Source organism: Bradyrhizobium sp. WSM2254, assembly GCF_000472645.1.
In the GTDB taxonomy this organism is placed as follows: domain Bacteria; phylum Pseudomonadota; class Alphaproteobacteria; order Rhizobiales; family Xanthobacteraceae; genus Bradyrhizobium; species Bradyrhizobium niftali.
The window spans coordinates 185,082-208,719 of record NZ_AXAB01000012.1; the positions used below are offsets into that span (position 1 = coordinate 185,082).

Annotated in this window: 21 protein-coding genes; 11 read left to right on the forward strand and 10 right to left on the reverse strand. The window is 65.6% G+C overall.

Features of this window, described 5'->3' with window-relative positions:
- Nucleotides 1-256: 256 nt before the first annotated feature.
- Nucleotides 257-700: a nuclear transport factor 2 family protein gene (locus A3M7_RS0109110; protein ID WP_027543639.1), complete on the reverse strand. Its 444-nt coding sequence runs from the start codon at nucleotides 698-700 to the stop codon at nucleotides 257-259.
- A 90-nt stretch (nucleotides 701-790) separates the two neighbouring features.
- On the opposite strand from A3M7_RS0109110, the gene A3M7_RS0109115 reads away from it, so the two are divergent.
- Nucleotides 791-1,708 (forward strand): LysR family transcriptional regulator, encoded by a 918-nt coding sequence (locus A3M7_RS0109115; protein ID WP_027543640.1) that lies wholly within the window; start codon nucleotides 791-793, stop codon nucleotides 1,706-1,708.
- Between the two features lie 203 nt (nucleotides 1,709-1,911).
- Here the strand turns inward: A3M7_RS0109115 and A3M7_RS0109120 are convergent, their stop codons facing one another.
- A complete protein-coding gene (locus A3M7_RS0109120) occupies nucleotides 1,912-2,532 on the reverse strand; it encodes a glutathione S-transferase family protein (protein WP_027543641.1) in 621 nt (206 codons plus the stop codon).
- 129 nt (nucleotides 2,533-2,661) lie between these two features.
- Here A3M7_RS0109120 and A3M7_RS0109125 point away from each other — a divergent pair, with 129 nt between their 5' ends.
- Nucleotides 2,662-3,948 (forward strand): flavin-dependent oxidoreductase, encoded by a 1,287-nt coding sequence (locus A3M7_RS0109125; protein WP_027543642.1) that lies wholly within the window; start codon nucleotides 2,662-2,664, stop codon nucleotides 3,946-3,948.
- Nucleotides 3,949-3,989: 41 nt separating this feature from the next.
- On the opposite strand, the gene A3M7_RS0109130 is transcribed toward A3M7_RS0109125, so the two are convergent.
- From A3M7_RS0109130 to mutY, 3 genes are all read right to left on the reverse strand, one after another.
- Nucleotides 3,990-4,427, reverse strand: coding sequence for a cupin domain-containing protein (locus A3M7_RS0109130; protein ID WP_027543643.1), 438 nt, complete (start codon nucleotides 4,425-4,427; stop codon nucleotides 3,990-3,992).
- A gap of 395 nt (nucleotides 4,428-4,822) precedes the next feature.
- The gene (locus A3M7_RS0109135; RefSeq protein ID WP_027543644.1) at nucleotides 4,823-5,242 is read right to left on the reverse strand and encodes a PaaI family thioesterase; all 420 of its coding nucleotides are present in this window, start codon (nucleotides 5,240-5,242) and stop codon (nucleotides 4,823-4,825) included.
- 52 nt (nucleotides 5,243-5,294) lie between these two features.
- Nucleotides 5,295-6,434 carry an A/G-specific adenine glycosylase gene (mutY, locus tag A3M7_RS0109140; protein ID WP_027543645.1) on the reverse strand — a complete coding sequence of 380 codons (1,140 nt, stop codon included), beginning with the start codon at nucleotides 6,432-6,434 and terminating at the stop codon, nucleotides 5,295-5,297.
- Nucleotides 6,435-6,630: 196 nt separating this feature from the next.
- On the opposite strand from mutY, the gene A3M7_RS0109145 reads away from it, so the two are divergent.
- The 9 genes from A3M7_RS0109145 to A3M7_RS0109185 all read left to right on the forward strand — a co-directional run bounded on the left by A3M7_RS0109145 (nucleotide 6,631) and on the right by A3M7_RS0109185 (nucleotide 16,844).
- A complete protein-coding gene (locus A3M7_RS0109145) occupies nucleotides 6,631-7,122 on the forward strand; it encodes a DUF721 domain-containing protein (protein WP_027543646.1) in 492 nt (163 codons plus the stop codon).
- A 140-nt stretch (nucleotides 7,123-7,262) separates the two neighbouring features.
- Complete coding sequence (locus A3M7_RS0109150; RefSeq protein WP_027543647.1) at nucleotides 7,263-7,934, forward strand: DsbA family protein; 672 nt, start codon at nucleotides 7,263-7,265, stop codon at nucleotides 7,932-7,934.
- 218 nt (nucleotides 7,935-8,152) lie between these two features.
- Nucleotides 8,153-11,617: a chromosome segregation protein SMC gene (gene smc, locus A3M7_RS0109155; RefSeq protein WP_027543648.1), complete on the forward strand. Its 3,465-nt coding sequence runs from the start codon at nucleotides 8,153-8,155 to the stop codon at nucleotides 11,615-11,617.
- 112 nt (nucleotides 11,618-11,729) lie between these two features.
- On the forward strand, nucleotides 11,730-12,707 hold the full coding sequence (locus A3M7_RS0109160; RefSeq protein WP_027543649.1) for a small ribosomal subunit Rsm22 family protein: 978 nt from the start codon (nucleotides 11,730-11,732) through the stop codon (nucleotides 12,705-12,707).
- Between the two features lie 138 nt (nucleotides 12,708-12,845).
- Complete coding sequence (locus tag A3M7_RS0109165) at nucleotides 12,846-13,406, forward strand: LemA family protein (protein WP_011085281.1); 561 nt, start codon at nucleotides 12,846-12,848, stop codon at nucleotides 13,404-13,406.
- A gap of 146 nt (nucleotides 13,407-13,552) precedes the next feature.
- On the forward strand, nucleotides 13,553-14,764 hold the full coding sequence (locus tag A3M7_RS0109170) for a M48 family metallopeptidase (protein ID WP_027543650.1): 1,212 nt from the start codon (nucleotides 13,553-13,555) through the stop codon (nucleotides 14,762-14,764).
- A gap of 181 nt (nucleotides 14,765-14,945) precedes the next feature.
- Nucleotides 14,946-15,698, forward strand: a complete 753-nt coding sequence (locus A3M7_RS0109175; protein WP_027543651.1) for a hypothetical protein — start codon at nucleotides 14,946-14,948, stop codon at nucleotides 15,696-15,698.
- 62 nt (nucleotides 15,699-15,760) lie between these two features.
- Complete coding sequence (locus tag A3M7_RS0109180; protein ID WP_027543652.1) at nucleotides 15,761-16,429, forward strand: hypothetical protein; 669 nt, start codon at nucleotides 15,761-15,763, stop codon at nucleotides 16,427-16,429.
- Nucleotides 16,430-16,511: 82 nt separating this feature from the next.
- Nucleotides 16,512-16,844, forward strand: a complete 333-nt coding sequence (locus tag A3M7_RS0109185; protein ID WP_027543653.1) for a GIY-YIG nuclease family protein — start codon at nucleotides 16,512-16,514, stop codon at nucleotides 16,842-16,844.
- A gap of 5 nt (nucleotides 16,845-16,849) precedes the next feature.
- Here the strand turns inward: A3M7_RS0109185 and A3M7_RS0109190 are convergent, their stop codons facing one another.
- From A3M7_RS0109190 to petA, 5 genes are all read right to left on the reverse strand, one after another.
- Entirely contained in the window at nucleotides 16,850-17,389 is a 540-nt protein-coding gene (locus A3M7_RS0109190) for an adenine phosphoribosyltransferase (protein WP_011085277.1), read from the reverse strand.
- Nucleotides 17,390-17,398: 9 nt separating this feature from the next.
- Entirely contained in the window at nucleotides 17,399-19,564 is a 2,166-nt protein-coding gene (locus A3M7_RS0109195; protein ID WP_027543654.1) for an anthranilate synthase component I, read from the reverse strand.
- 363 nt (nucleotides 19,565-19,927) lie between these two features.
- On the reverse strand, nucleotides 19,928-20,617 hold the full coding sequence (locus tag A3M7_RS0109200; protein WP_027543655.1) for a dienelactone hydrolase family protein: 690 nt from the start codon (nucleotides 20,615-20,617) through the stop codon (nucleotides 19,928-19,930).
- A gap of 236 nt (nucleotides 20,618-20,853) precedes the next feature.
- Entirely contained in the window at nucleotides 20,854-22,917 is a 2,064-nt protein-coding gene (fbcH, locus tag A3M7_RS0109205) for a cytochrome b/c1 (protein ID WP_027543656.1), read from the reverse strand.
- 62 nt (nucleotides 22,918-22,979) lie between these two features.
- Entirely contained in the window at nucleotides 22,980-23,510 is a 531-nt protein-coding gene (gene petA / locus A3M7_RS0109210) for a ubiquinol-cytochrome c reductase iron-sulfur subunit (RefSeq protein WP_026232845.1), read from the reverse strand.
- Nucleotides 23,511-23,638: the final 128 nt, after the last annotated feature.

Below are 23,638 nucleotides of genomic sequence, written 5' to 3' on the forward strand. Positions count from 1 at the left end.
AGCGGAGCCGAGGCAACGCGCCGCGTCCCTTCCGATCCGATTTTCGCGGCGATCTTATGCAGCTCGTATGCAATCTCCGACCGGGACATCCCACAGTCCTGCAGCTCCCGTTCGGTCATGGCAGCGAACTGACACCGGGCCCGGGACCGCTCCCGCCGGACCCGCATGATCTCCACCAGCGTCCGCCAGGCCCGCACGACCATCGACGGCCGTGACGGACCGGGTCGGTCGGCGGACGCGACGTCGTTCGATCCGGTCAGCTCGCAGCCCTCACGGGTGTTTGCGGAAACGGGCCGAGCGCCCTCTCGGTCAGGATCGAGTCGCAATATTCGCGGATCTCCTTGATCCTGCCGCCCTCCAGGCGAAACACCAGGCAGTAATCGTTGTCGTAGCGCACGCCTTCCGGCGTGACGTTGTCGCCCTTGGCTTCGACCACGACGATGTCGCCATCGGCGATGAAGCGGTGGGCAACGGTGCGCGTCCGGTCGCGCAGGCGGGTGCGCACATAGCCGTGCAGATCGTTGAGGATCGCTTCCTTGCCGGTGAAGGTGCGCGACCAGGAATACTGGCCGGTCACGACCCATCTGGCATCGTCGGCGAGGCTTGCGGCGAACAGGGCGCGGTCGCGCGCGGCCGGATCGGGGTTGGCGGCGGCGGCGAAAATATCCTGCATCAGTTTCTTGTTGGCAGCAGTGCTCATGGCGGCATCTCCGTGTGTGGCCTCGTGGAGATCATCGTCCGCCGATCAGAATTCTTCAAATCGATAGCGAATATGATATCTATTCACCTCATGAATTTGAATTCGCTTGACCTGAACCTCTTGACCGCACTCGACGCGCTGCTGCGCGAGGCCAATGTCAGCCGCGCGGCCATGAGGATCGGCCTGTCGCAGCCGGCGACGAGCCACGCATTGCAACGCCTGCGCGACATCTTCGGCGACCCGCTGCTGGTGCGCACCGGCGCGCGCATGGAGCTGACGCCGCGGGCGCAGGCCCTGCGCGCGCCGCTGGCACAGGCGCTCGATCAGGTGCGCGGGCTGTTCGTGCCGGATGAATTCGACGCCGCGCGCAGCGAGCGGCAATTCCGCCTGATGATGCCGGATCTTGCGGTCGAGCTGTTGATGCCGCCCCTGATGGAGAAGGTGACGCGGGCCGCGCCCAACGTCCGCGTCGACGTCGTGCCGTGGCGGGGACCGGCGATCTTCCACGCCGAGTTCGCCCGCACCATCGACCTCGTGATCTCGATCGGCAACGCCTTCAAGGGCTTTCACCGCCAGCTGCTCTACACCGACAGCGACGCGCTGGCGGTGCGGCGCGGCCATCCCGTGGGAGCCAAGCTGAAGCGGCGCGAGACGTTCCTGGCCGCGCGCCATGTCGGCGTGATCATCCGCGGCAATAGCGAGGATCTGATCGACACCTGGCTGCGAGCCAAGGGCATCGAGCGGCACATTACACTCGTCGTGTCAGGCTATCTCGAGGCGCTGCATGTCGCCGCCCGCACCGACCTCGTCGCCTTCGTGCCGCGCCGGCTGATCGCGGCGCTGTCGAAGCAGCTCGGCCTGGTCGCAGTGACCCCACCGCTCGACCCCGGCATCGACGAGCAGTTCATGTTCTATCCGACCCGGGCGCAGATGGACCCCGGCTCGATCTGGCTGCGGCGGCTGATGCTGGAGACGGGACGGGAGCTGGAGAAGCGGAAGGCTGGGTAGGACGTCGCTTCAAAACATTCGGTGTCGTCCCGGCGAACGCCGGGACCCATAACCACAGGGTGTAGTTTGGCGAAGACCCGTCGCTCGGTACTCCTACCGAACGCGGTCGATAGATTCCGCGGTATGGGTCCCGGCGTTCGCCGGGACGACAGCGGAATTCGTAGCCACGCTTACGCTTCGCCGGGACGACGGCGGAGATTTAACTACGCCTTCTGCGCGTCCATCACCTTGCGTACTGCCGGCCGGTCCGACATCCGCTTGAAGTGATCGGCGATCTTCGGCGTGGCGTTGATGTCGACGCTGTCGCCTTCGAGCCAGGTCGACAGCGTGTAAAGATAGGGATCGCAGATCGTGAACTGATCGCCCATCACCCAGGGTCCCCTGAACATCTTCTGCTCGATCAGGGCGAAGCAGGCGGCCATGGTCTTCGGGACCATCGCCTTCATGTCGGCGAACGAGCTCTCCTGTGTCGCCCAGCGCGCGCCGCGCATCTTGTGCGCATGGTTGATGTGCACGGTCGAGCAGAGATAGGAGTTGAACGACTGCACCTGGGCGAAGTCGAAGGGATCGTCGAGCGGCGCGAGCTTCGCCTTGGGAAAGGTCTGCGCGATGTAGGCCAGCATCGCCGGCGTCTCGGTGAGGACGCCGCGGTCGGTCACCAGCGCGGGCACGCGGCCCTTCGGGTTGATGGCGAGATAGTCCGGGCTGTTCTGCTGATTGTCCTTGAAGCTCAGCCGCTCGGCCGCGTAGTCGGCGCCGGCCTCTTCCAGGGTGATGTAGGTGGCGAGCGCACAGGTGCCGGTGGCGTAGTAGAGCTTGAGCATGTCGGACCTCATGGGAAAATTGGAAACTAACGGCTGCCGGCCCTGAGGTCCATAGCACGACATCCTCTTCGCAGTTGCCCACATCCGCCCGCCTGTGCCAAGACGCACACAATTGGAGGGGTTTTTGTCATGACCGTACTCATCGCCGGTGGCGGCATCGGCGGGCTGACGCTTGCGCTCAGCCTGCACGGAATCGGCGTTCCCGTAAAAGTGTTCGAAAGCGTCGCGGAACTGAAGCCGCTCGGCGTCGGCATCAACGTGCTGCCGCATGCGGTGCGCGAGCTGATCGAGCTCGGGCTGATGGACAAGCTCGATGCCCGCGGCGTGCGCACAAGCGAGCTCGCCTACTTCTCCAAGTACGGCAAACCGATCTGGAGCGAGCCGCGCGGGCTGGAGGCCGGCTACAAATGGCCGCAATTCTCGATCCATCGCGGCACGCTGCAGCAGCTCCTGCTCGACACCGCGATCGAGCGGCTCGGCCGCGACAACATCCTCACCAGCCACCATCTGACCGGCTGGAGCGAAACCGCCGATGGCGTCCGCGCCGATTTCATCGACAAGGCGACCGGCAGGGCCGCAGGCACTTACGAAGGCGCGATCATGATCGCCGCCGACGGCATCCATTCCGCCGCACGAGAAAAGCTCTATCCCGATGAAGGACCGCCGATCTGGAACGGCCGCATCCTCTGGCGCGGCGTGACACCGGCAAAGGCATTCCTCACCGGCCGCACCATGATCATGGCCGGGCACGAGATCCTGAAATTCGTCTGCTATCCGATCAGCAAGGTGCCGGATGCGGCGGGCAACCATCTGATCAACTGGGTCGCCGAGCGCCACATGCCGCCGACCTATCAGTGGCGGCGCGAGGACTATAACCGCACCGCGCGGCTCGAGGAGTTCTTGCCGTGGTTCGAGAGCTGGCAGTTCGACTGGCTCGACGTGCCCGGCCTGATCCGGAACTGCCCGCACGCCTATGAATATCCGCTGGTCGACCGCGATCCGGTGTCGCGATGGACGTTCGGCCGCGTCACGCTGATGGGCGATGCCGCGCATCCGATGTACCCGATCGGATCGAACGGCGCCTCGCAGGCGATCCTCGATGCCCGCGTCATCACCCGCGAGATCCTGGCGCATGGCCCGACGCAGGCAGCGCTGCTCGCCTATGAAGCCGAGCGGAGGCCCGTGACCACCGACCTCGTCCTGCTCAACCGCAAGAACGGCCCCGAGCAGGTGATGCAGCTCGTCGAGGAGCGCGCGCCCGACGGCTTTGAGGTCGTCACCGACGTGCTGTCGCAGCAGGAGCTGGAAGACATCGCCGCCAACTACAAGCGCGTCGCGGGGTTCCAGGTGGAAGCGCTGAATGCCAAGCCGCCGATTGTGCCGCGGCACACCGATGCGAGACGCGCGAGCACCTAGGTCGTTGCCCCACACTCCGCCATGCCGTTGACGGGCGCGAGTTACGCGGAGCGACGGCTGCCCAATGTCGACGACATCCGCTTAAGCTTATTGATAGCGCGGATGGCGTAACCGAACCCGACGGGATGGGTCTGGCGCAAGAAGGCGACTTTTCTCACATAGTTTTCGATGTGCCATTTGGCGTGCGCACCGTCGCGGAAAAAGACAACGTCGCCGACACCGTAGCGTTTCGGTGGCATGCCATCGCTCTCGATCACCGCTGATCCTTCGAGGATCATGATCGTCTCGTCCAGATCGTAGTACCAGTTGAACTTGCCCTCAGTGCAGGACCAGATCAGGGTCGTGGCGGTGCCGCACGCGCTGGTCGACAGCAGGCGCGAGCGCGCTTCGGGCTTTCCTTCAATGATCCAGGATGGCTCAATCGGGGACGATTCAAGATCGACGTTGCAGTGGCCGGTCTCAATAAGCGCAAGCGGCATGACTCACCTCAAGGCCTCAAATAAAGAAATAAAGCGCGGCTTGAAAAATCATCCCGTTCAAATTTGTGAATTTTTTATCGGGACATCTATACTCAAAGCTTCCGCGGAAAATATGAATGGGCCAATTTGCCGCAAGCAAGGTCGATCATGCGTCGAACATCGCGATTCGCCTGCGGATTGCACGCTTCCACCCTGTTTCCTTTCCGCCTGCGACAATATGCGCCAGTCCAATACTCGCGATGCTAGAATTGGTCGATCCGCACTCCATTGCGCACAAGCAATTCGCGAGCATACTATAGAATTGCACGCGTAGGTAGATATTATCCGCTTCCACGCTTACGCAACGCGCACTTCACCCTGTTCGAGCAGCATAAAGAAGGCTCACCGCGCCGGTATCAGCGTACCACCCGCGCCGCTTCCAGCAGCCGCTCGCTCGCGGTCGCGGTGGCGAGCACGGTGCCATCCTCGGTCATCAGCTTGGCCTCGACGAAGGCGACGGTCTTGCCGAGCTGCGTCACCCTGGCCTCGGCGATGATCGGGCCGGGCTTGGCAGGGCTGAGGAAATTCACGGTCATGCTGATGGTGGTGGTGTAGAGCCGGCCCTCGCTCATCACCAGCACGGCGGGACCCATGGTGTCGTCGAGCATGGCCGAGAGCATGCCGCCCTGGATGAAGCCGGCCGGATTGCAGAATTCGGGCTTGCCCTCGAAACCGAGCTTGATCCAGCCCTCCTCCGGACGGGCATCGAGCAGGCGCCAGCCCAGCAGCTCGGCACAAGGCGGCCTGGGAAAGTTGTCGAGCGCGGTCTTGACCATCGGGGAGCCTCCGTGTCGCCCCTGTTAACGCGGCCCTGCTGCCAGCATGGTGTCAGGAGGATGCGGCCGGCGGAAGGTCCAATCCGTGCGCGATCACCTTGCGCATGACGTTCGGCAGTGCTTCCCCGGCCAGGGTCGCGATCGGCACCCAGCGCATGCCCGCGGGTGCCCGCGTGCGGGCTTCGGCCTTGGCGGCATAGACCACCAGTTCCAGCGGAAAATGCGTGAAGACGTGGGTGACGACGCCCACCCTGCGCTGCCAGCGCGACAGTCCCTTCAGCGCGGGCGCCTGCTGCTTCGCCGTCGCGTCCTCCTGACCGGCGAGCCAGTCCGAGCCCGGCACTTCCGTCATGCCGCCGAGCAGACCCTTTTCGGGCCGGCTGCGGACCAGGAGCTCATCTCCGCGCGTGACCACGAAGGCGGCGCCCCGCCGCAACGTCCCGCTCTTCTTCGGCGCCTTGCGCGGAAACGTTTCCTGCGTTCCCTGTGCCCGCGCCAGGCAACCCGCATTGAGCGGACACAGCGAACAAGCCGGCTTCTTCGGCGTGCAGATCGAGGCGCCCAGATCCATCAGCGCCTGCGCGCTGTCGCCGGCGCGAGACTTCTCGTCGCCCGCGCCAGAGTCGGCAAGGAGCGTCGCCGCCAGTTGCTGGATCAGCGGCTTGGCCTGCGGCAGCTCCTCCTCGACCGCGAACAGGCGCGACACCACGCGCTCGATATTGCCGTCGACCGGCATGGTGCGGCGATCGAAGGCGATCGCGGCGATCGCAGCTGCGGTGTAAGGCCCGATGCCCGGCAGCGCGCGCAGCCCCTCCTCGGTGGCGGGAAAGACGCCGCCATGCTCGCGCGTCACCGCGACCGCGCAGGCATGGAGATTGCGCGCACGGGAGTAATAGCCGAGCCCGGCCCACATCCGCAGCACGTCATCCTGCGAGGCCCGCCCCAGCGCGGTGACGTCAGGCCAGCGCGCGACGAATTTCTCGAAATAGGGCCCGACCGCCTTCACCGTGGTCTGCTGGAGCATGATCTCCGACAGCCAGACCCGGTAAGGGTCCGACACCTCGCCGGGCGCGGCGCGCCAGGGCAATCGGCGGCGGTGGCGGTCGTACCATTGGAGGAGCAGCGTCGGACGCGACGACACTTCCGGCTGCACTGGTTCCGGCTTGGCCTTGAGGGCAGATCTGGGGCTCATCCTCTCAGTGTAACGACGTCAGGCCAATCTCTCCACGTCATGCCCGCGCTCGTCGCGGGCATCCACGTCTTTCTTCCGCGAAGAACGTGGATGGCGGGACATAGGCGAGCGGAAGCGACGCCGTCCTTCGGACGGTTATGCCCGGCCATGATAGCGAAGCGCCTGTGGCTCGCGCTTCGAGGTGGTATAAGGCCCGATGTCCAAATTCCCCCCAAAGCCGGGCCCCATCAGCGCCAAGCCGCTCTCGCTGCTGCTCAACGACGTCTTTGCCGAGGCCTATGCCAAGCAGGGCTTTGCCGCGCGCGAACTGGTGACGCGGTGGGCGCAGATTGCCGGGCCGGAGATCGCGGCCCATGCCGAGCCGCTCAAGATGCAATGGCCGCGGCCGGTGGAGGGCCAGCCGCAGGAGCCGGCGACGCTGGTGCTGCGGGTCGAGGGGCCGATGGCGCTGGAGATCCAGCATTCCGCGGATGTGATCCTGGAACGGGTGAACCGCTTCTTCGGCTGGAGCGCGGTCGGCAAGCTCGCCTTCCGCCAGGCCCCGCTGTCCCGCGTCCGGCGGCCAGCGCGGCCCGGCCCGCCGGACCCCAAATCGGTGGCCAAGGTGGAGGAGAGCCTTGGCGACATCGAAGATGAACAGCTCAAGTCGGCACTGGCGCGGCTCGGCGCCGCCATCAAGCGAAATTGAGCCTCATTTCGCGGCCAATCTGGACCCGTTCCTGCGGCCCGCCATTGCCTCAAACCACGTTTCAAGCTAGCGACAGGCCGCCCAAACGGGAACCTTGATAAGGACCTTGGGGCAAGACCACGCCAATTCGGGAGCCGACCTTGATCATCACCCGCCGCGCCTTCACCACGATGCTGTCGCTGACCGGGCTTGCCGCGGTCGCCGGGTTCTCCCCGTTGCGGTTCATCTCCGAAGCCATGATCCCTGAAGCCATGGCGCAGGCCGCCGGCGATGTGGCGAAGCCCGTGTCGCTGCCCGACATGGCGCTCGGCCCGAAGGACGCCGCCGTCACCATCACCGAATATGCCTCGATGACCTGCCCGCACTGCGCGGCCTTCAACGAGCAGGTGTTCCCCAAGATCAAGTCCGAATACATCGACACCGGCAAGGTGCGTTACGTCTTCCGCGAGTTCCCGCTCGACATCAAAGCCGCCGCCGGCTCGATGCTGTCGCGCTGCATTGCCAACGGCGATGCGCCGAAATACTTCGCCGTCACCGACATGCTGTTCCGCCAGCAGAACGACTGGGTGATGAAGAACACCACCGAGACCTTGACGCGGATCGGCAAGCAGGCCGGCCTCACCCAGCAGCAGGTCGAAGCCTGCCTGAAGGACCAGGCGCTGCTCAACAAGATCGCCGCCGACCAGAAATACGCCAGCGACATTCTCAAGGTCGATTCGACGCCGACCTTCTTCATCAACGGCGAGAAGATCAAGGGCGAGACCTCCTTCGAGGAATTCGCCAAGAAGATCAATCCGCTGCTGAAGAGCTGATTCTTCGCCCTCAACGCCTGATTCGCATCTCGAACGCCGTATCATTCCCGGCATAAATCCCTTGGGAAAAACGGCTTTCGCCGGTTGCCCTCGCGGCGCACCGCGGCCATTGTCCAGCCGCATGAGGCGCCTCGCGCGACTCGCCCGGATAGTGACATTGCCTTCCATGGTATTGTCCCGGCAGGGGGATTCGCGCCTGCCAACAGAGATGCGTGCTTATGAAAATCACCCGCCTGCGCCTTCACGGCTTCAAGTCCTTCGTTGAGCCCACGGACTTCGTCATCGAGCCCGGCCTGACCGGCGTGGTCGGACCCAACGGTTGCGGCAAGTCGAATCTCGTCGAAGCGCTGCGCTGGGCGATGGGCGAGACCTCGTACAAATCGCTGCGCGCCGCCGACATGGACGCGGTGATCTTCGCCGGCTCCGGCAACCGTCCGGCACGCAACCACGCCGAAGTGACGATGACGATCGACAACGCCGATCGCACCGCGCCGGCGGCGATGAACGACAGCCAGCTTCTGGAAATCTCCCGCCGCATCGAGCGCGAGGCCGGCTCGGTCTATCGCATCAACGGCCGCGACGTGCGCGCCCGCGACGTGCAGATCCTGTTCGCGGACGCCGCCACCGGCGCACGCTCGCCCGCCCTCGTCCACCAGGGCAAGATCGGCGAGATCATCCAGGCCAAGCCCGAGCAGCGCCGCCGCGTGCTGGAAGACGCCGCCGGTGTCGCCGGTCTCCATGCCCGCCGCCACGAGGCCGAGCTGCGGCTCAAGGCGGCCGAAACCAACCTCACCCGCGTCGAGGACGTGATCGGCCAGCTCTCCGGCCAGATGGAAGGCCTGAAGAAGCAGGCCCGCCAGGCCGTGCGCTACCGCGAAGTCGCGGCCAAGGTCCGCAAGGCTGAAGCCACGCTGTTCCATCTGCGCTGGATCGGCGCCCATGCCGACGTCAACGAATCCGGCCAGACGCACGATCTCGCCGTCCGCGAGATGGCCGAGCGCACCCAGCACCAGGCCGAAGCCGCCCGCATCCAGGCCATCCGCGCCGCCGAGATGCCGGCGCTGCGCGATGCCGAGGCGCGCGCCGCGGCCGGGCTCCAGCGCCTGACCAATGCCCGCGAACTGCTCGACCGCGAGGAAGAGCGCGCCAAGGAGCGCGTCGCCGAGCTCGAGCGCCGCCTCGCCCAGTTCGAGGGCGACATCTCGCGCGCCCAGCAGCAGACCATGGACGCCGACGTCGCGCTCCAGCGCCTCGACAGCGAAGATGCCGAGCTGAAGGAAGAGATCAAGTCGCGCGTCGAGAAGCGCTCCGGCGTCGACGAGCGCGTCGGCGAAGCCGAGGCGGTGCTGACCGAAACCGAGCAGCAGTTCGCCGAGCTCACCACCGCGCTCGCCGATCTCACCGCCAAGCGCAATCAACTCGAAGCCAATGTCCGCACCCACCGCGACAAGCTCGCCCGGCTCGACCAGGAGATCGCGAACGTCGCGGCCGAGGAGCAGAAGCTTGCTGATGAAACGGGCGGCTTCGGCGACCTCGACGAGCTGACCGCCACGGTCGAGAACGCCGAGCAGACGCTGGCGGCGTCGGAGGCCGCAGCCCAGGCGAGCGAGGCTGCGCACGTCGCTGCGCGCCAGACGCTGGAATCCTCGCGCTCGCCGCTGAACGAGGCCGACAAGCGCGTGCAGCGGCTCGAGACCGAGGCCCGCACGATCTCCAAGATCGTCAACGGCGAGACCAAGAATCTATGGCCGCCGATCATCGACGGCATCACCGTCGACAAGGGTTTTGAAAAGGCCATCGGCGCCGCGCTCGGCGACGACCTCGATGCACCGATCGACCCGTCGGCGCCGATGCGCTGGACCAATGTCGGCGAGACCGACGGCGATCCGGAACTGCCCGAAGGCGTCGTGCCGCTCGCGAACCACGTGCAGGCCCCGGCCGAGCTGGCCCGCCGACTGGCGCAGATCGGTGTGGTGCCGCGCGAGCGCGGCGCCGAGCTGGTCTCGCAGCTGAAGACCGGCCAGCGGCTGGTCTCGCCCGAAGGCGACGTCTGGCGCTGGGACGGCTTCGTCGCGGCGGCTCACGCCCCGACCGGCGCAGCACGCCGTCTTGCCGAACGCGCCCGCCTCGTCGACATCGAGAACGAGCTGGAGCAGGCCCGCATCGACGCGCAGATCAAGCGCCAGGCGCTGGAGAATGCCGAGTCCGAATTGCAGATGGCGGCCAGCACCGAAGGCGCGAGCCGCGAAGCCTGGCGCGCCGCGCAGCGCGAGCTCAACACCGCGCGTGAGCGCCATGCCACGGCCGAGCGCGAGATCAGCCGCCATGCCGCGCGCAAGGCGACGCTGTCGGAAGCGCACAGCCGTCTCGCCGCCGACCGCGCCGAAGCCGAGGCCGCCTACGAATATGCCGAGGCCGGCATCTCCGAACTGCCGTCGAGCGAGGACACCGAGACCCGTCTCGCCGCCGTCCGCAGCGACATCGAAGGCCATCGCCGCATGGCCGCCCAGGTCCGCGCCGAGGCGCAGGCGCTGGCGCGCGAGGCGGAACTCGCCGACCGCCGCGTGCAGGCGATCCTCGCCGAACGCACCGAGTGGGCGAACCGCAAGGAGAGCGCGGCCTCCCACATCGACACCATCCAGGCCCGCATCGCCGAACTCACGATCGAACGCAGCGATCTCGAAAACGCGCCGCAAGTGTTCGCCGAGAAGCGCAGCGCGCTGATCACCGAGATCGAATACGCGGAAAACGATCGCCGCATGGCCGCGGACGCGCTCGCCACCGCGGAAAGCGCGATGGCGGAGACCGATCGCGTCGCCAAGCTGACGCTGGAGGCACTCTCCAGCTCCCGCGAGGCCACCGCCCGCGCCGAGGAGCGCATGGAAGGCGCGCGGCGCCGTCTCGAGGACATCGAGCGCGAGATCCGCGACATGCTGGAGGTCGAGCCGCAGGCCGTCGCCGGCCTTGCCGAGATCGAGCCCGGCGCGGAGCTGCCGCCGCTGCACGACATCGAGGAAGACCTCGAAAAGATGCGCCGCGACCGCGAGCGCCTCGGCGCAGTCAACCTGCGCGCCGAGGAAGAGCTGCGCGAGGTCGAGACCCAGCACAACGGCCTCGTCACCGAGCGCGATGACCTCGTCGAAGCCATCAAGCGGCTGCGCCAGGGCATCCAGAGCCTCAACAAGGAGGCCCGCGAGCGGCTGCTGACCTCGTTCGAGGTCGTCAACAACCACTTCAAGCGCCTGTTCGTCGAGCTGTTCGGCGGCGGCGAGGCCGCGCTGCACCTGATCGAGAGCGACGACCCGCTGGAGGCTGGTCTGGAAATCATCGCCAAGCCGCCGGGCAAGAAGCCGCAGACGCTGTCGCTGCTCTCGGGCGGCGAGCAGGCGCTGACCGCGATGGCGCTGATCTTCGCGGTGTTCCTCACCAATCCTTCGCCGATCTGCGTGCTGGACGAAGTCGACGCGCCGCTCGACGACCACAACGTCGAACGGTACTGCAACCTGCTGCACGAGATGACCGGCTCGACCGATACGCGCTTCATCATCATCACGCACAACCCGATCACGATGGCGCGGATGAACCGCCTGTTCGGCGTCACCATGGCCGAGCGCGGCGTCTCGCAACTCGTGTCGGTGAGCCTGGCCGAGGCCGTGGACATTCTCGACCAGAACGTGGCGTGACGTTATTCGCGTCATTCCGGGGCTCGCGAAGCGAGAACCCGGAATCTCGCGCGACAATCTCTAGATCCCGGGTTCGCGACTTCGTCGCGCCCCGGGATGACGGTGAGCGAAGATGATCTCACCCACCCTCCCCGCCGAACTGAAAGCCGCACTCGACGCGAAGCTGCAGGGCTTCTCCCGCACCGACGCCGCGCAGCGATCCCAGAAAATCTCGAACACCTATCGCGGCGGCGGCGGCTCCGGCACGATCAAGTCGGAGGCCGATGCGCTCGCTTACGCGCTTGCGCGCATGCCGGCGACCTACGCGGCGGTGGCGGCGAGCCTGAATGCGTTGACCGAGATCGTGCCGGACCTCGCGCCGGAAACGCTGCTCGATGTCGGCGCAGGTCCGGGCACCGCAAGCTGGGCCGCCGCGGAGGGGTTTCCCTCGCTGCAGGACTTCACCCTGCTCGACGCCAACGCCACCCTGAGCCGGCTTGCGCTCGAACTCGCGCATGACAGCACGCGTCTGGCGGAATGCCGCTATTTGCCCGGCGATGCCGGCAGCAACCTCACCGAGGTCTCGCAAGCCGATCTCGTCGTCGCGAGCTACATCATCGGCGAACTCGGTGAAGCCGATCAGCGCAAACTCGCTGAGGCGATGTGGGCGAAAGCGCGCCATGCGCTTGTCGTGATCGAGCCCGGCACGCCGGCCGGCTACGCCCGCATCCTCGCGCTGCGCCAGCAGCTGATCGCGCTGGGTGCCTTTGTCGCCGCGCCCTGCCCACACGAAAAGCCCTGCCCGCTCGCTGCGCCCGACTGGTGCCATTTCAGCCAGCGCCTGCCGCGCTCCCAGGCGCACCGCCAGATCAAGGGCGCCGAGGTACCGTTCGAGGACGAGCGCTTCATCTACGTCGCCATGACCCGCACACCGCCCGCAACGCGCGCCGCCCGCGTGCTGGCACCGCCGGATGTCGGCAAGGCCGAGATCACGGCGAAGCTCTGCACCGGGGACGATGTCGAACTCGCCAAGATTCCACGACGCGACAGGGCTGCCTATGCAAGCGCCCGGCGCTGGCGCTGGGGCGATGCCGTCATTGCCGAAAGTTAACCTCGATCGGCGCTTTTGCCTTGAACTCGGATGGTTCCAGATCCGACCAAATCCTACCTCCCCTCCGCGCCGGGGCTCTCGCCCTGCGCCATTTTGGTCTAGGCTGCGCCCGCCTTAAATCCCCTTCAGGAGTCCTCCATGTCGACCGGCTGGATCGTTCTCGGCGTCATCGTCGTTCTCGTGTTCTTGGCCTTCAGCGCCTACAACCGCCTGGTGGCGCTGGGCCAGCGCGTGGGCCAGGCCTTTGCCGATATCGACGTGCAGCTCAAGCAGCGCCATGACCTCGTCCCGAACCTGGTCGAGACGGTGAAGGGCTACGCCTCGCATGAGCGCGGCACGCTCGACGACGTCATCAAGGCGCGCAATTCGGCGATGTCCGCGCAGGGCCCGGCGCAGGTGTCCGCCGCAGAAAACCAGCTCTCCGGTGCGCTCGGCCGGCTGATCGCGCTGTCGGAGGCCTATCCCGACCTCAAGGCCAACGCCAACTTCCAGCAGCTCGCCAGCGAGCTCTCCGACCTCGAGAACAAGATCGCGGCGAGCCGCCGCTTCTTCAACAGCGCGGTCCAGGAATACAACACCGGCATCCAGCAGATGCCCGCCGCCCTGTTCGCCGGCATGTTCGGCTTCACCAAGAAGGACTTCTTCGATCTCGGCGCCAGCCGCACCGAGGTCGAGGCCGCGCCTCAGGTGAAGTTCTGATTGCTGCGTGAGCGACCTCTCACACTTCGTCATTCCGGGGCGCGTCGAAGACGCGAACCCGGAATCTCGACCGAGACACTAAGCTCTGGATTCCGGGTTCAGGCCTGCGGCCTGCCCCGGAATGACGGGAGCTAACGGAAGCAGCCATGGCCGCGTATGGTCTCTACACGCACATCGCCTCGAACAAGTTTCGTTCGATGCTGCTGCTCGCCGGCCTGTTCGCGCTGGTCTATGTGCTGGTCTATGCCGGTGCGCTGGTCGCCGAAGTCGTCATCAACAGCAATGAAACCGTCGCCTATTATCTGAACCGCGCCTTCTACGACCTGCTCAAGGCCGCGCCCTTCGCGACGATCGCAGCGGCCGTCTGGGTCGTGATCGCCTATTTCTTCCACCAGTCGATGATCGACGCGGTGACCGGCGGCCACGACGTCACCCGGAAGGAGGAGCCGCGGCTCTACAATCTGCTTGAAAATCTCTGCATCTCGCGCGGCATCACCATGCCGAAGCTGAAGATCATGGAGAGCCCGGCGCTGAACGCGTTCGCGACCGGCCTCAATCCGCGGCAATATTCGATCACCGTCACCACCGGCCTCCTCAACGCGCTGAACGACAAGGAGATCGAGGCGGTGCTGGGCCACGAGCTGACCCACATCAAGAACGGCGACGTGCAGCTCATGGTGGTCGCCGTCATCATCGCCGGCGTGGTCGGCTTCTTCGGCGAACTGTTCTTCCGCCTGTTCACGAATTTGAGCTGGAGCTCCGGCGGCTCGTGGTCGTCAGGCTCCTCCTCGTCGTCGCGCTCGTCCTCGTCATCGAGCGACAGCAAGAGCTCCGGCGGCGGCGCCGTGATCGTCATCATCATCGCGGTCGTGCTGATCGTGGTGGCCTGGCTGATGTCGCAGGTGGTGAAGCTGGCGCTGTCGCGCTCGCGCGAATATCTCGCGGATGCCGGCTCGGTCGAGCTGACGAAGGACCCCGATGCCATGATCTCGGCGCTGCGCAAGATCGAGAATCGCGGCGAGCTGCCGGGCGCGACCTCGGCCGTGATGGAGCTCTGCGTCGACAATCCGCGCGAGGGCTTTGCCGATCTGTTCGCGACCCATCCGTCGGTGCAGTCCCGGGTCGACGCGCTGGTCAAGTTCGCCGGCGGCCACGATCCTGGTCCGCTGCCGGACCCGACTGACGAGACGGAACAGCCCGAGGCGCAGGCCGCCCCGCAGAACGCCCCGCCACCGCTGTCGCAGGGACCATGGAGCGATGGAGGCAGCGCGGCCAATCCGCCGCCCACGCCCGGCCCCTCCGGAACCGCGGCCGGCAACCCGATCGGGAATCCCATGGGTCCGTGGGGCCGCCACTGAGCGCGCCCCGGTCAGTTTCACGGCAATCTGGAAAAACCTCAGGAATTGCCGCAAGCGGGGCCTGCGGATTGAATTCTCCCTTGTTTCTGCCATGTTCGCGCCCAACAGCAGACTTGGGACATCGATTTGGGGCCCGGCCGATTGCGACCTCGCGATCGGGGGCGCGCGTTAGGGGACAGCAATGGCAAAGCCGGCAGTGGTTGTGGTGGGCGCGGACAAGGGCGGGGTCGGCAAGACCACGGTATCGCGCACCTTGCTCGATTATTTTTCCGCCAACAACGTGCCGACGCGCGCCTTCGACACGGAATCCCCGCGCGGAACGCTGAAGCGCTTCCATCCTGACATCACCGAGATCGTCGACATGACGACGACGTCCGATCAGATGAAGATCTTCGATACGCTCAACGCGACCAGCCCGTCGGTCACCGTGATCGACGTCCGCGCCGGCCTGCTCTCGCCGGCGCTCGCCTCGCTGCGCGACATCGGTTTCCTCGACGCCGCCAAGGCCGGGCAGATCACCTTCGCGGTGTTCCACATCCTGGGACCCTCGATCGCCTCGCTCGACGAAATCGCCGAGACCGCGAATTTCATGACCGGCGCAAAATATTTCCTGGTGAAGAACTTCATCAACGACACCCAGTTCTTCCAGTGGGACCAGGCGACCTACAACTCCTACTTCCACCGCATCAAGGACGCCACCGAGCTGACCATCCCCAAGCTCAACGAAATGGCCTATGAGCAGGTCGAGGTCTCCTCCGTCCCGTTCCTGAAATTCGTCGCCAACAAGGGCATGAGCGACGAGGCGGCCAACTACTCCTTCGTGCTGCGCGGCTATGTCCGGCACTGGCTGGCCAATGTCTGGAGCGAGTTCGACCGCATCCGCCTGACCGACATCGTCGGTTCGAAACCCGGCGCCCGCAGCAGCGAAAAATAGTTGCAGAGTCCGGGCTGATACGGCTGGATTGGGCGGTGAGTTCGCTCAGATAATAGTTCGTGATGCCCGCGACACCCGTCTACATCATCTGCTCGCCCCGCCCGCAGGTCGGCAAGACGCTGCTGGCGCGGCTATTGAGCGAGTTCCTGCTGCTCAAGAACGGCAACGTCGCGGCCTTCGACGTCAACCTGAAGGAGCCGTCGCTGCTCGACTATTTGCCGAAGATCACGGAGACCGCCGACGTGATCGACACCTACGGCAAGATGCAACTGATGGACCGCGTCATCGTCGATGACGGTCTTGCCAAGGTCATCGACCTCGGCTTCCACGCCTTCGACGAGTTCTTCAAGATGGCCGACGAGATCGGCCTGTTGAAGGAGGCGGCCCGCCGCCATGTCGCACCCCAGATCCTGTTCGTCGCCGACACCGACCGCGTCTCGGCCCGCGCCCATGAGATGCTGCGCGAGCAGATCCCGCGGATGAACCTCATCACGGTGGACAATGAGCACGTCGTGCGCGGCGAGTTGCCGGCCGCAATGGCAACCGGCCGGCTGTTCCGCCTGCCGGCGCTGCCCGGCTTCCTGAAGACCTATATCGACCGGCTGAACTTCTCCTTCACCGGCTATCTGCGCCAGGAGAAGGACGCCTCGACCGAGCTGCACCAGTGGACCCGGCGCAATTACCTCGCCTTTCGCGAGCTCGAGCTCAGCCTGATCCTGCAGCGGTCCTAGGGCAATTATTTTACCCGGATAATATTGACTGCGGAGCGGACCCCGCTTATTGAAGGCGCGCGCCTCAACAAGGACCTATCCCGTGAGCATCGACCGGAAAGCAGCCATCGCCGCCTACAAGGAGCGGAAGACCATTGCAGGCATCTTCGTCGTCCGCTGTACGGCGTCGGGCGAAGCCTGGGTCGGCCAGGCGCCCAACCTCGAGACCATCCAGAACCGCATCTGGTTCTCGCTCCGCCAGGGCAATCATATGTGCCGCAGCCTTCAGGCTGCGTGGAACGCGCATGGCGAGGCAGGCCTGACGTTTGGCGAATGCGAGCGTCTGGAGGACGAGGAGACTGCCTATGTCAGGAACGCGCTCCTGAAGGAGCGCATGCTGCACTGGCAGGCGGAGCTGAAGGCCGAGGCGATTTAACGCGCTCAGTGCCCCTCGAACGTCATCAGCGTGCGCACCGGGACGTCCATGGCGCGCAGCTTCGCGGCGCCGCCGAGCTCGGGCAGGTCGATGATGAAGCAGGCGGCGACGACATTGGCGCCGATCTGGCGCAGCAGCTTCACCGCGCCCTCCGCGGTACCGCCGGTGGCGATGAGGTCGTCGACCAGGATGACGCGTTCGCCGGGCTGGATCGCATCGACATGCATCTCCATCTCGTCGATGCCGTATTCGAGGGAGTAAGCGATGCGCACGGTGGTGTGCGGCAGCTTGCCTTTCTTGCGGATCGGCACGAAGCCGGCGGAGAGCTGGTGCGCCACCGCGCCGCCGATGATGAAGCCGCGCGCTTCCATGCCGGCGACCTTGTCGATCTTGTTGCCGGCCCAGGGGTTGACGAGCTCGTCCACCGCGCGGCGGAACGCGCGCGCATCCGCGAGCAAGGTCGTGATGTCGCGGAACATGATCCCCGGCTTGGGATAGTCGGGGATGGTGCGGACGCTCGCCTTCAGGTCGTGGTCAAAGGTCATTGGTGCCTCTCAATCAACACGCGCATCCAGCCGGAACGCGTTCTCGACAATACGCAAGCCCACCTCGCCACCGAGTGACATCAGCGATTCCGGGTGGAATTGCACGCCGGCGACCGGCAGGGTCTTGTGCTCCAGCGCCATGGCGACGCCGTCCTCGGTGCTGGCGGTCACGTTCAGCACCTCCGGCATGCTGTCGCGCTCGACATAGAGCGAGTGATAGCGGCCGATGACGATCTCGTTCGGCAGGTTGCGCATCAGCCGCCCGCCGCGCACCTGCACCCGCGAGGGCCGGCCGTGGGCGGGATGCGTGAGCTGGCCGAGCTCGCCGCCAAAATATTCGCCGATCGCCTGCACGCCGAGGCAGACGCCGAACACCGGCAGCTTGTTCTCCAGCGCCGCGTCGATCGTCTTCTTGATCCCGAAATCTTCGGGCCTGCCCGGGCCGGGCGACAGCACCAGCAAATCCCACCTCTTCTGCTTGAGCATGTCGAGCGCATGCACATAGCGGACCACGGTGACGCTGGCGCCGACCTGGCGGAAATAGTCGGCGAGCATGTGCACGAAGCTGTCGTCGTGGTCGATCAGCAGCACCCGCTTGCCGCTTCCGGTCGCATCGGGCGCGAAGGTCGACAGCGGTTTCGGCGGATCGCCGCGCAGGGCCTGGAACAGCGCCGCGGCCTTGACCTGGCATTCGCGGTCCTCGGCGGCGGGATCGGAATCGAACAGGCAGGTGGCGCCGACGCGCACCTCGGCGAGGCCATCCTTCATGCGGATTGTGCGGATGGTGAGACCGGTGTTGATGCTGCCGTCGAAATTCACCGCGCCGATCGCGCCGGCGTACCAGCGCCGCGGCGACCGCTCGTGATCCTCGACGAACTGCATCGCCCACAGCTTTGGCGCACCGGTCACGGTGACCGCCCAGGCGTGGGTGAGGAAGGCATCGAGCGCGTCGAAGCCGGGACGCAGCATGCCCTCGACGTGGTCGACCGTATGGAACAGTTTTGAGTAGGTCTCGATCTGCCGCCTGGCCAGCACCTTGATGGTGCCGGGGACGCAGACGCGCGCCTTGTCGTTGCGGTCGACGTCGGTGCACATGTTGAGCTCGAACTCGTCCTTCTCCGAGTTCAGGAGCTGGCGGATCTGCTCGGCATCGCCGATCGCATCGGTTCCGCGCGCGATCGTGCCCGAGATCGGGCAGGTCTCGACGCGGCGGCCGTCCGAGCGCACGAACATCTCGGGCGAGGCCGAGACGAGAAACTCGCCCTCGCCGAGATTCATCAGCGCGCCGTAGGGCGATGGGTTGATGACGCAGAGCCGCTGGAAGACTTCGGCCGGCGAGCGGTCGCAGGGCTCGGCGAACAGCTGACCCGGCACGGCTTCAAAGAGATCACCGCGGGCAAAGGCTGCGCGCGCCGTCTCGACGGTGGCCTGGTATTCGCCGGGCGCGTGATCGGCAAAGCCCTGGCGCGGTGTCTTCAGGTACGGGCTGTCGGCGGTCTCGCGCGGCAGGCCCTCGGTGGACTTGCCCTTCCACGTGAAGTCGTAGCTGAGCACGACGCCGCGGCCGGTGGCGCGGTCATAGGCCAGCAGGCGATCAGGCACGTAGAGCACGATGTCGCGCTGATCCTGCTCGCGCGCGCGCTTCTGCACGAGGTCCTCGATCTGGAACACGAGGTCGTAGGCGAAGGCGCCGAACAGGCCGAGCAGCCCGTCATCGTTGGCCGAGAAGGCGGCGACGAGGTCGCGCACCAGCGACATCACGCTGGCGCGCCGGGTGCGCTGGTCTTCCTCGACCGGCGCATCGCCGCGAATGATGTGGCCGGCGAGGCGCGAAGCGGTTGTCTCGGAGATCACCACGCAGGGTTCGCGCAGGACGTCGGCAAGGAAGGCGATCAGCACCTGGCCGCGCTCGTTGAGCGCTTCCAGCTTAAAATTGACGCCTGAGGTTTCGAGCTTGAGCGGCGGATCGGAGAAGCCGAGGTCGAAGCTCTCGTAGCGGCCGGGCACGGTCGTGCCCGACGACAGCACCACGCCGCGGCGGCGGTCGAGCAGGCTGACGAGATCGTCGAGCCGGTTGGCGCCGCCGGTAAACTGCTCCGCCACGCGCGTGATCGCGAGACCCGCGCGGGTCACGTAATCGCTTCTGGCCGGGAGGGCAAAAACTGTCCTGTTCATGTGGTCCTCTTACGAGACTTGCCGAGGGAACGCCACACAGGACAAACGATCAGGCCGCCGCACTGCGTGGGCGACCTTCGACGATTTTGGGAAAAGAAATCGCACCGGCCACCTCTTAGGAGGTGCGCCACCAAAGACGGGCTGGGCGGACGGCGGTGCTCATGGGCGGATACTCACCATGGCGCGGGGGCGGCGTCAAGGGTGGGCGGGCCCAGGCAATCAGCGTCAATCTCCGCCGTCGTCCCGGCGAAGGCCGGGACCCATAGCCACGAAACTATGTTTGGCGAAGACTCGGAGTGACAGCTTGCGCCAACTAGAAAACCCTGGGGTTATGGGTCCCGGCCTTCGCCGGGACGACATCGGTTATGCTGCGCTGTTGTTGCCTAGATGATTGGCAAAGAACTTGATCGCCCTGCCCCAGGCGAGCTCGGCGGCTTCGCGGTCGTGCACGGCCTGGCGCTGCTCGTTGACGAAGGCGTGCTCGGCGTCATAGCGGAACAGCTCGAGCGACTTGCCGGCGGCCTTCATGGCCTTCTCGAAGCCGCTGACCAGCTCCGGCGTGCACCAATCGTCCTTGTTGGCGAAATGGGCCTGGAGCGGGATCTTGACGTCGGCGGGCTTGGCCGCCTGCTCCGGCGGGATGCCGTAGAACACGACGCCGGCGGCGAGCTCCGGCACGTGCACCGCGCCGATGATGGTGACGGCACCGCCGAGGCAGAAGCCGGTCAGCCCGACCTTGGCGCCGTTGCGCGACAGGTATTGCGTGGCGCCGCGCACCGTCTGCGTGGTCGCGTCCATGAAGTCGAGCGAGTTCATCTCTTTGCCGGCCGCATCCGTGTCGTGATACGGCACCACCTTGCCCTTGTAGAGATCGGGCGCGAGCGCATCGAAGCCGGCGAGCGCGAAGCGGTCGCACAGGCCCTTGATCTGGTCCGACAGGCCCCACCATTCCTGGATCACGACCACGCCCGGCGCGTTGCCGCGCGCGGCGTTGGCGAGATAGCCGGAGGCGTCCTTTCCGTCCGGGCGCTTGAAGGTGATGGTGGTTCCCATGGTGTCCTCCGATGAGTTTCTGGGGGAGCGGTTGGCGGTATTTTGGCCGCTGGGGGCGCGCGGCGCAATCCACACTCTTGTCATTCCGGGGCGCGCGATAGCGCGAGCCCGGTATCGATCTGGCCGCAGCGTTGGTGGATGAATGGATTCCGGGCTCGATGCCGGCGCATCGCCCCGGAATGACGGCAACAAAAAAGCCCCCTTGCGGGGGCCTTTTCAATCTCGCCTCGCGCCGCTCAGTGGGAGTCGGCCCAGACCTTCTTCTTGGTGAAGTACATCAGGCCCGCGAAGATGATCAGGAAGACGAACACCTGGAAGCCGAGGCGCTTGCGCGCTTCCATGTGCGGCTCGGCGGTCCACATCAGGAACGTGGTGACGTCCTTGGCATATTGCGCGACCGTGGCCGGCGAGCCGTCGTCATAGGTCACCTGGCCGTCGCTGAGCGGCTTCGGCATCTTGATGGCGTGGCCCGGGAAGAACTTGTTGTAGTAGGAGCCCTCCGGAATGGTCACACCCTCCGGCACCTTCTCCTCAAAACCCTGGAGCACCGCCGAGACGTAGTCAGGGCCCTGCTCCTGATACTGGGTGAAGAAGTCGAAGATGAACCAGGGGAAGCCGCGGCCGTAGGAGCGCGCCTTGGTGATCAGCGACAGGTCGGGCGGCGCCGCACCGCCGTTCGCCGCACGGGCTGCCTGCTCGTTCGGGAATGGCGAGGGGAAGTAGTCGGCCGGCCGGCCCGGGCGCTCGAACATATCGCCGGCATCGTTCGGACCGTCCTTGATCTTGTAATCCGACGCGAACGCCGCCACCTGCGCCACCGAATAGCTGGGGCCACCGGCTTCCGCGAGGTTGCGGAAGGCGATGTAGGACAGGCCGTGGCAGCTGGCGCAGACCTCCTTGTAGACCTTGAGGCCGCGCTGGAGCGCGCCGCGGTCGAACTTGCCGAAGGGACCGGCGAACGACCATTTGTTGCCCGGCGGCTTGTCGCTGCCTTCGTTGGCGCGCGCGTCCTGCAGGCTGCCGAGGAACAGCGTGCCGGCGGCAACGAGCACGATGGCGACGGAGGCCACCGCCTTGCTACCCTTGGCGAGGATCGACTCCGAGATCGAGTTCGGCACCGGCCGCGGCGTCTCGATGCGCGAGAGCAGCGGCAGCACGATCAGGAAGTAGGCGAAATAGCAGACCGTCAGGACCCGGCCGGCGATCACGTAGATGCCTTCCGGCGGCTGCGCACCGAGATAGCCGAGCAGGATGCAGACCGCGACGAAGATCCAGAAGAACTGCTTGGCCAGCGGGCGGTACTTCGACGACCTGGTCTTGGCCGCATCGAGCCACGGCAGGAAGCACAGGATGATGATCGCCGAGAACATCCCGATCACGCCCGCAAGCTTGTTCGGGATCGAGCGCAGGATCGCGTAGAACGGCAGGTAATACCATTCCGGCACGATGTGCGGCGGCGTCACGCCCGGATTCGCCGGGATGTAGTTGTCGGCGTCGCCGAGATAGTTCGGCATGTAGAAGATGAACCAGGCGTAGAGCAGCAGGAAGCACGAGACGCCGAACATGTCCTTGATGGTGGCATGCGGCGTGAACGGAACCGTGTCCTTTTCCGTCCTCGGCTCGACGCCGTCGGGATTGTTCTGGCCGGCGACATGCAGCGCCCAGACGTGGAGCACGACGACGCCCGCGATCAGGAACGGCAGCAAATAGTGCAGCGAGAAGAAGCGGTTCAGCGTCGGGTTGCCGACCGAATAGCCGCCCCACAGCAGCGTCACGATGCTCTCGCCGACATAGGGAATGGCGGAGAACAGGTTGGTGATGACGGTGGCGCCCCAGAAGCTCATCTGGCCCCACGGCAGCACGTAGCCCATGAAGCCGGTCGCCATCATCAGGAGGTAGATGATGACGCCGAGGATCCACAGCACCTCGCGCGGCTCCTTGTAGGAGCCGTAATAGAGGCCGCGCAGCATGTGGACGTAGACCGCGAAGAAGAACATCGACGCGCCGCAGGCATGCATGTTGCGCAGCAGCCAGCCGTAATTGACGTCACGGACGAGCAGCTCGACCGACTTGAAGGCGAGATCGGCATGCGGCGTGTAGTGCATCGCCAGGATCACGCCGGTCAGGATCTGCATCCCCAGCATGAAGGAGAGGATGGCGCCGAAGGTCCACCAGTAGTTCAGGTTGCGCGGGGTGGGATAGGCGACGAAGGAGGAGTGCATGAGGCCGAGGATCGGCAGGCGCCGCTCGATCCATTGCAGGGCCGGATTGCTCGGCTGGTAGTCGGATGGTCCGCTCATGATGCGATCCTGAGGAAATAATACGACGAGACGGCGCGAAGCTTCGGACGAGGGTCCGAAGCTCAGCCGATCTGGATTTTGGTGTCGGAAACGAACTGGTACGGCGGCACCGGCAGGTTCGCGGGCGCGGGCCCCTGACGGATGCGGCCGGACGAATCGTACTGCGAACCATGGCAGGGGCAGAAGAACCCGTCGTAATTGCCCTCATGAGCGATCGGGATGCAGCCGAGATGGGTGCAGATGCCGATCACGACCAGCCACTGCTCATGGCCGGACTTGACCCGGGCCTCGTCGGACTGCGGATCGGGCAGGCTCGCCACGTTGACGGCGCGCGCCTCGTCGATCTGCTTCTTGGTGCGGTGGCTGATGTAGATCGGCTTGCCGCGCCAGAATACCTTGATGTCCTGCCCCTCGGCGACCGGGCTGAGATCGACCTCGATCGGCGCACCGGCCGCGATGGTCGAGGCATCAGGATTCATTTGGGAGATGAAGGGCCAGAGCGCGGCTGCGCCCCCTACTGCTGCAGCTGCCCCCGTTGCAACGAATAAGAAATCACGGCGTGTCGGATGGTCCGCCGAAGACGCTGTCGTCACGATTCCAACCCTTTCTTCTTATGCTACCGGTGGAACCGCTCCAGGGGCCCCCAAGGTCCCCAGAACTGGCTGCCGGCGCCCGCGGCCCCCCGCGGCGGCAGAACTTCGCTTGTCCCCGCCAAAACAAG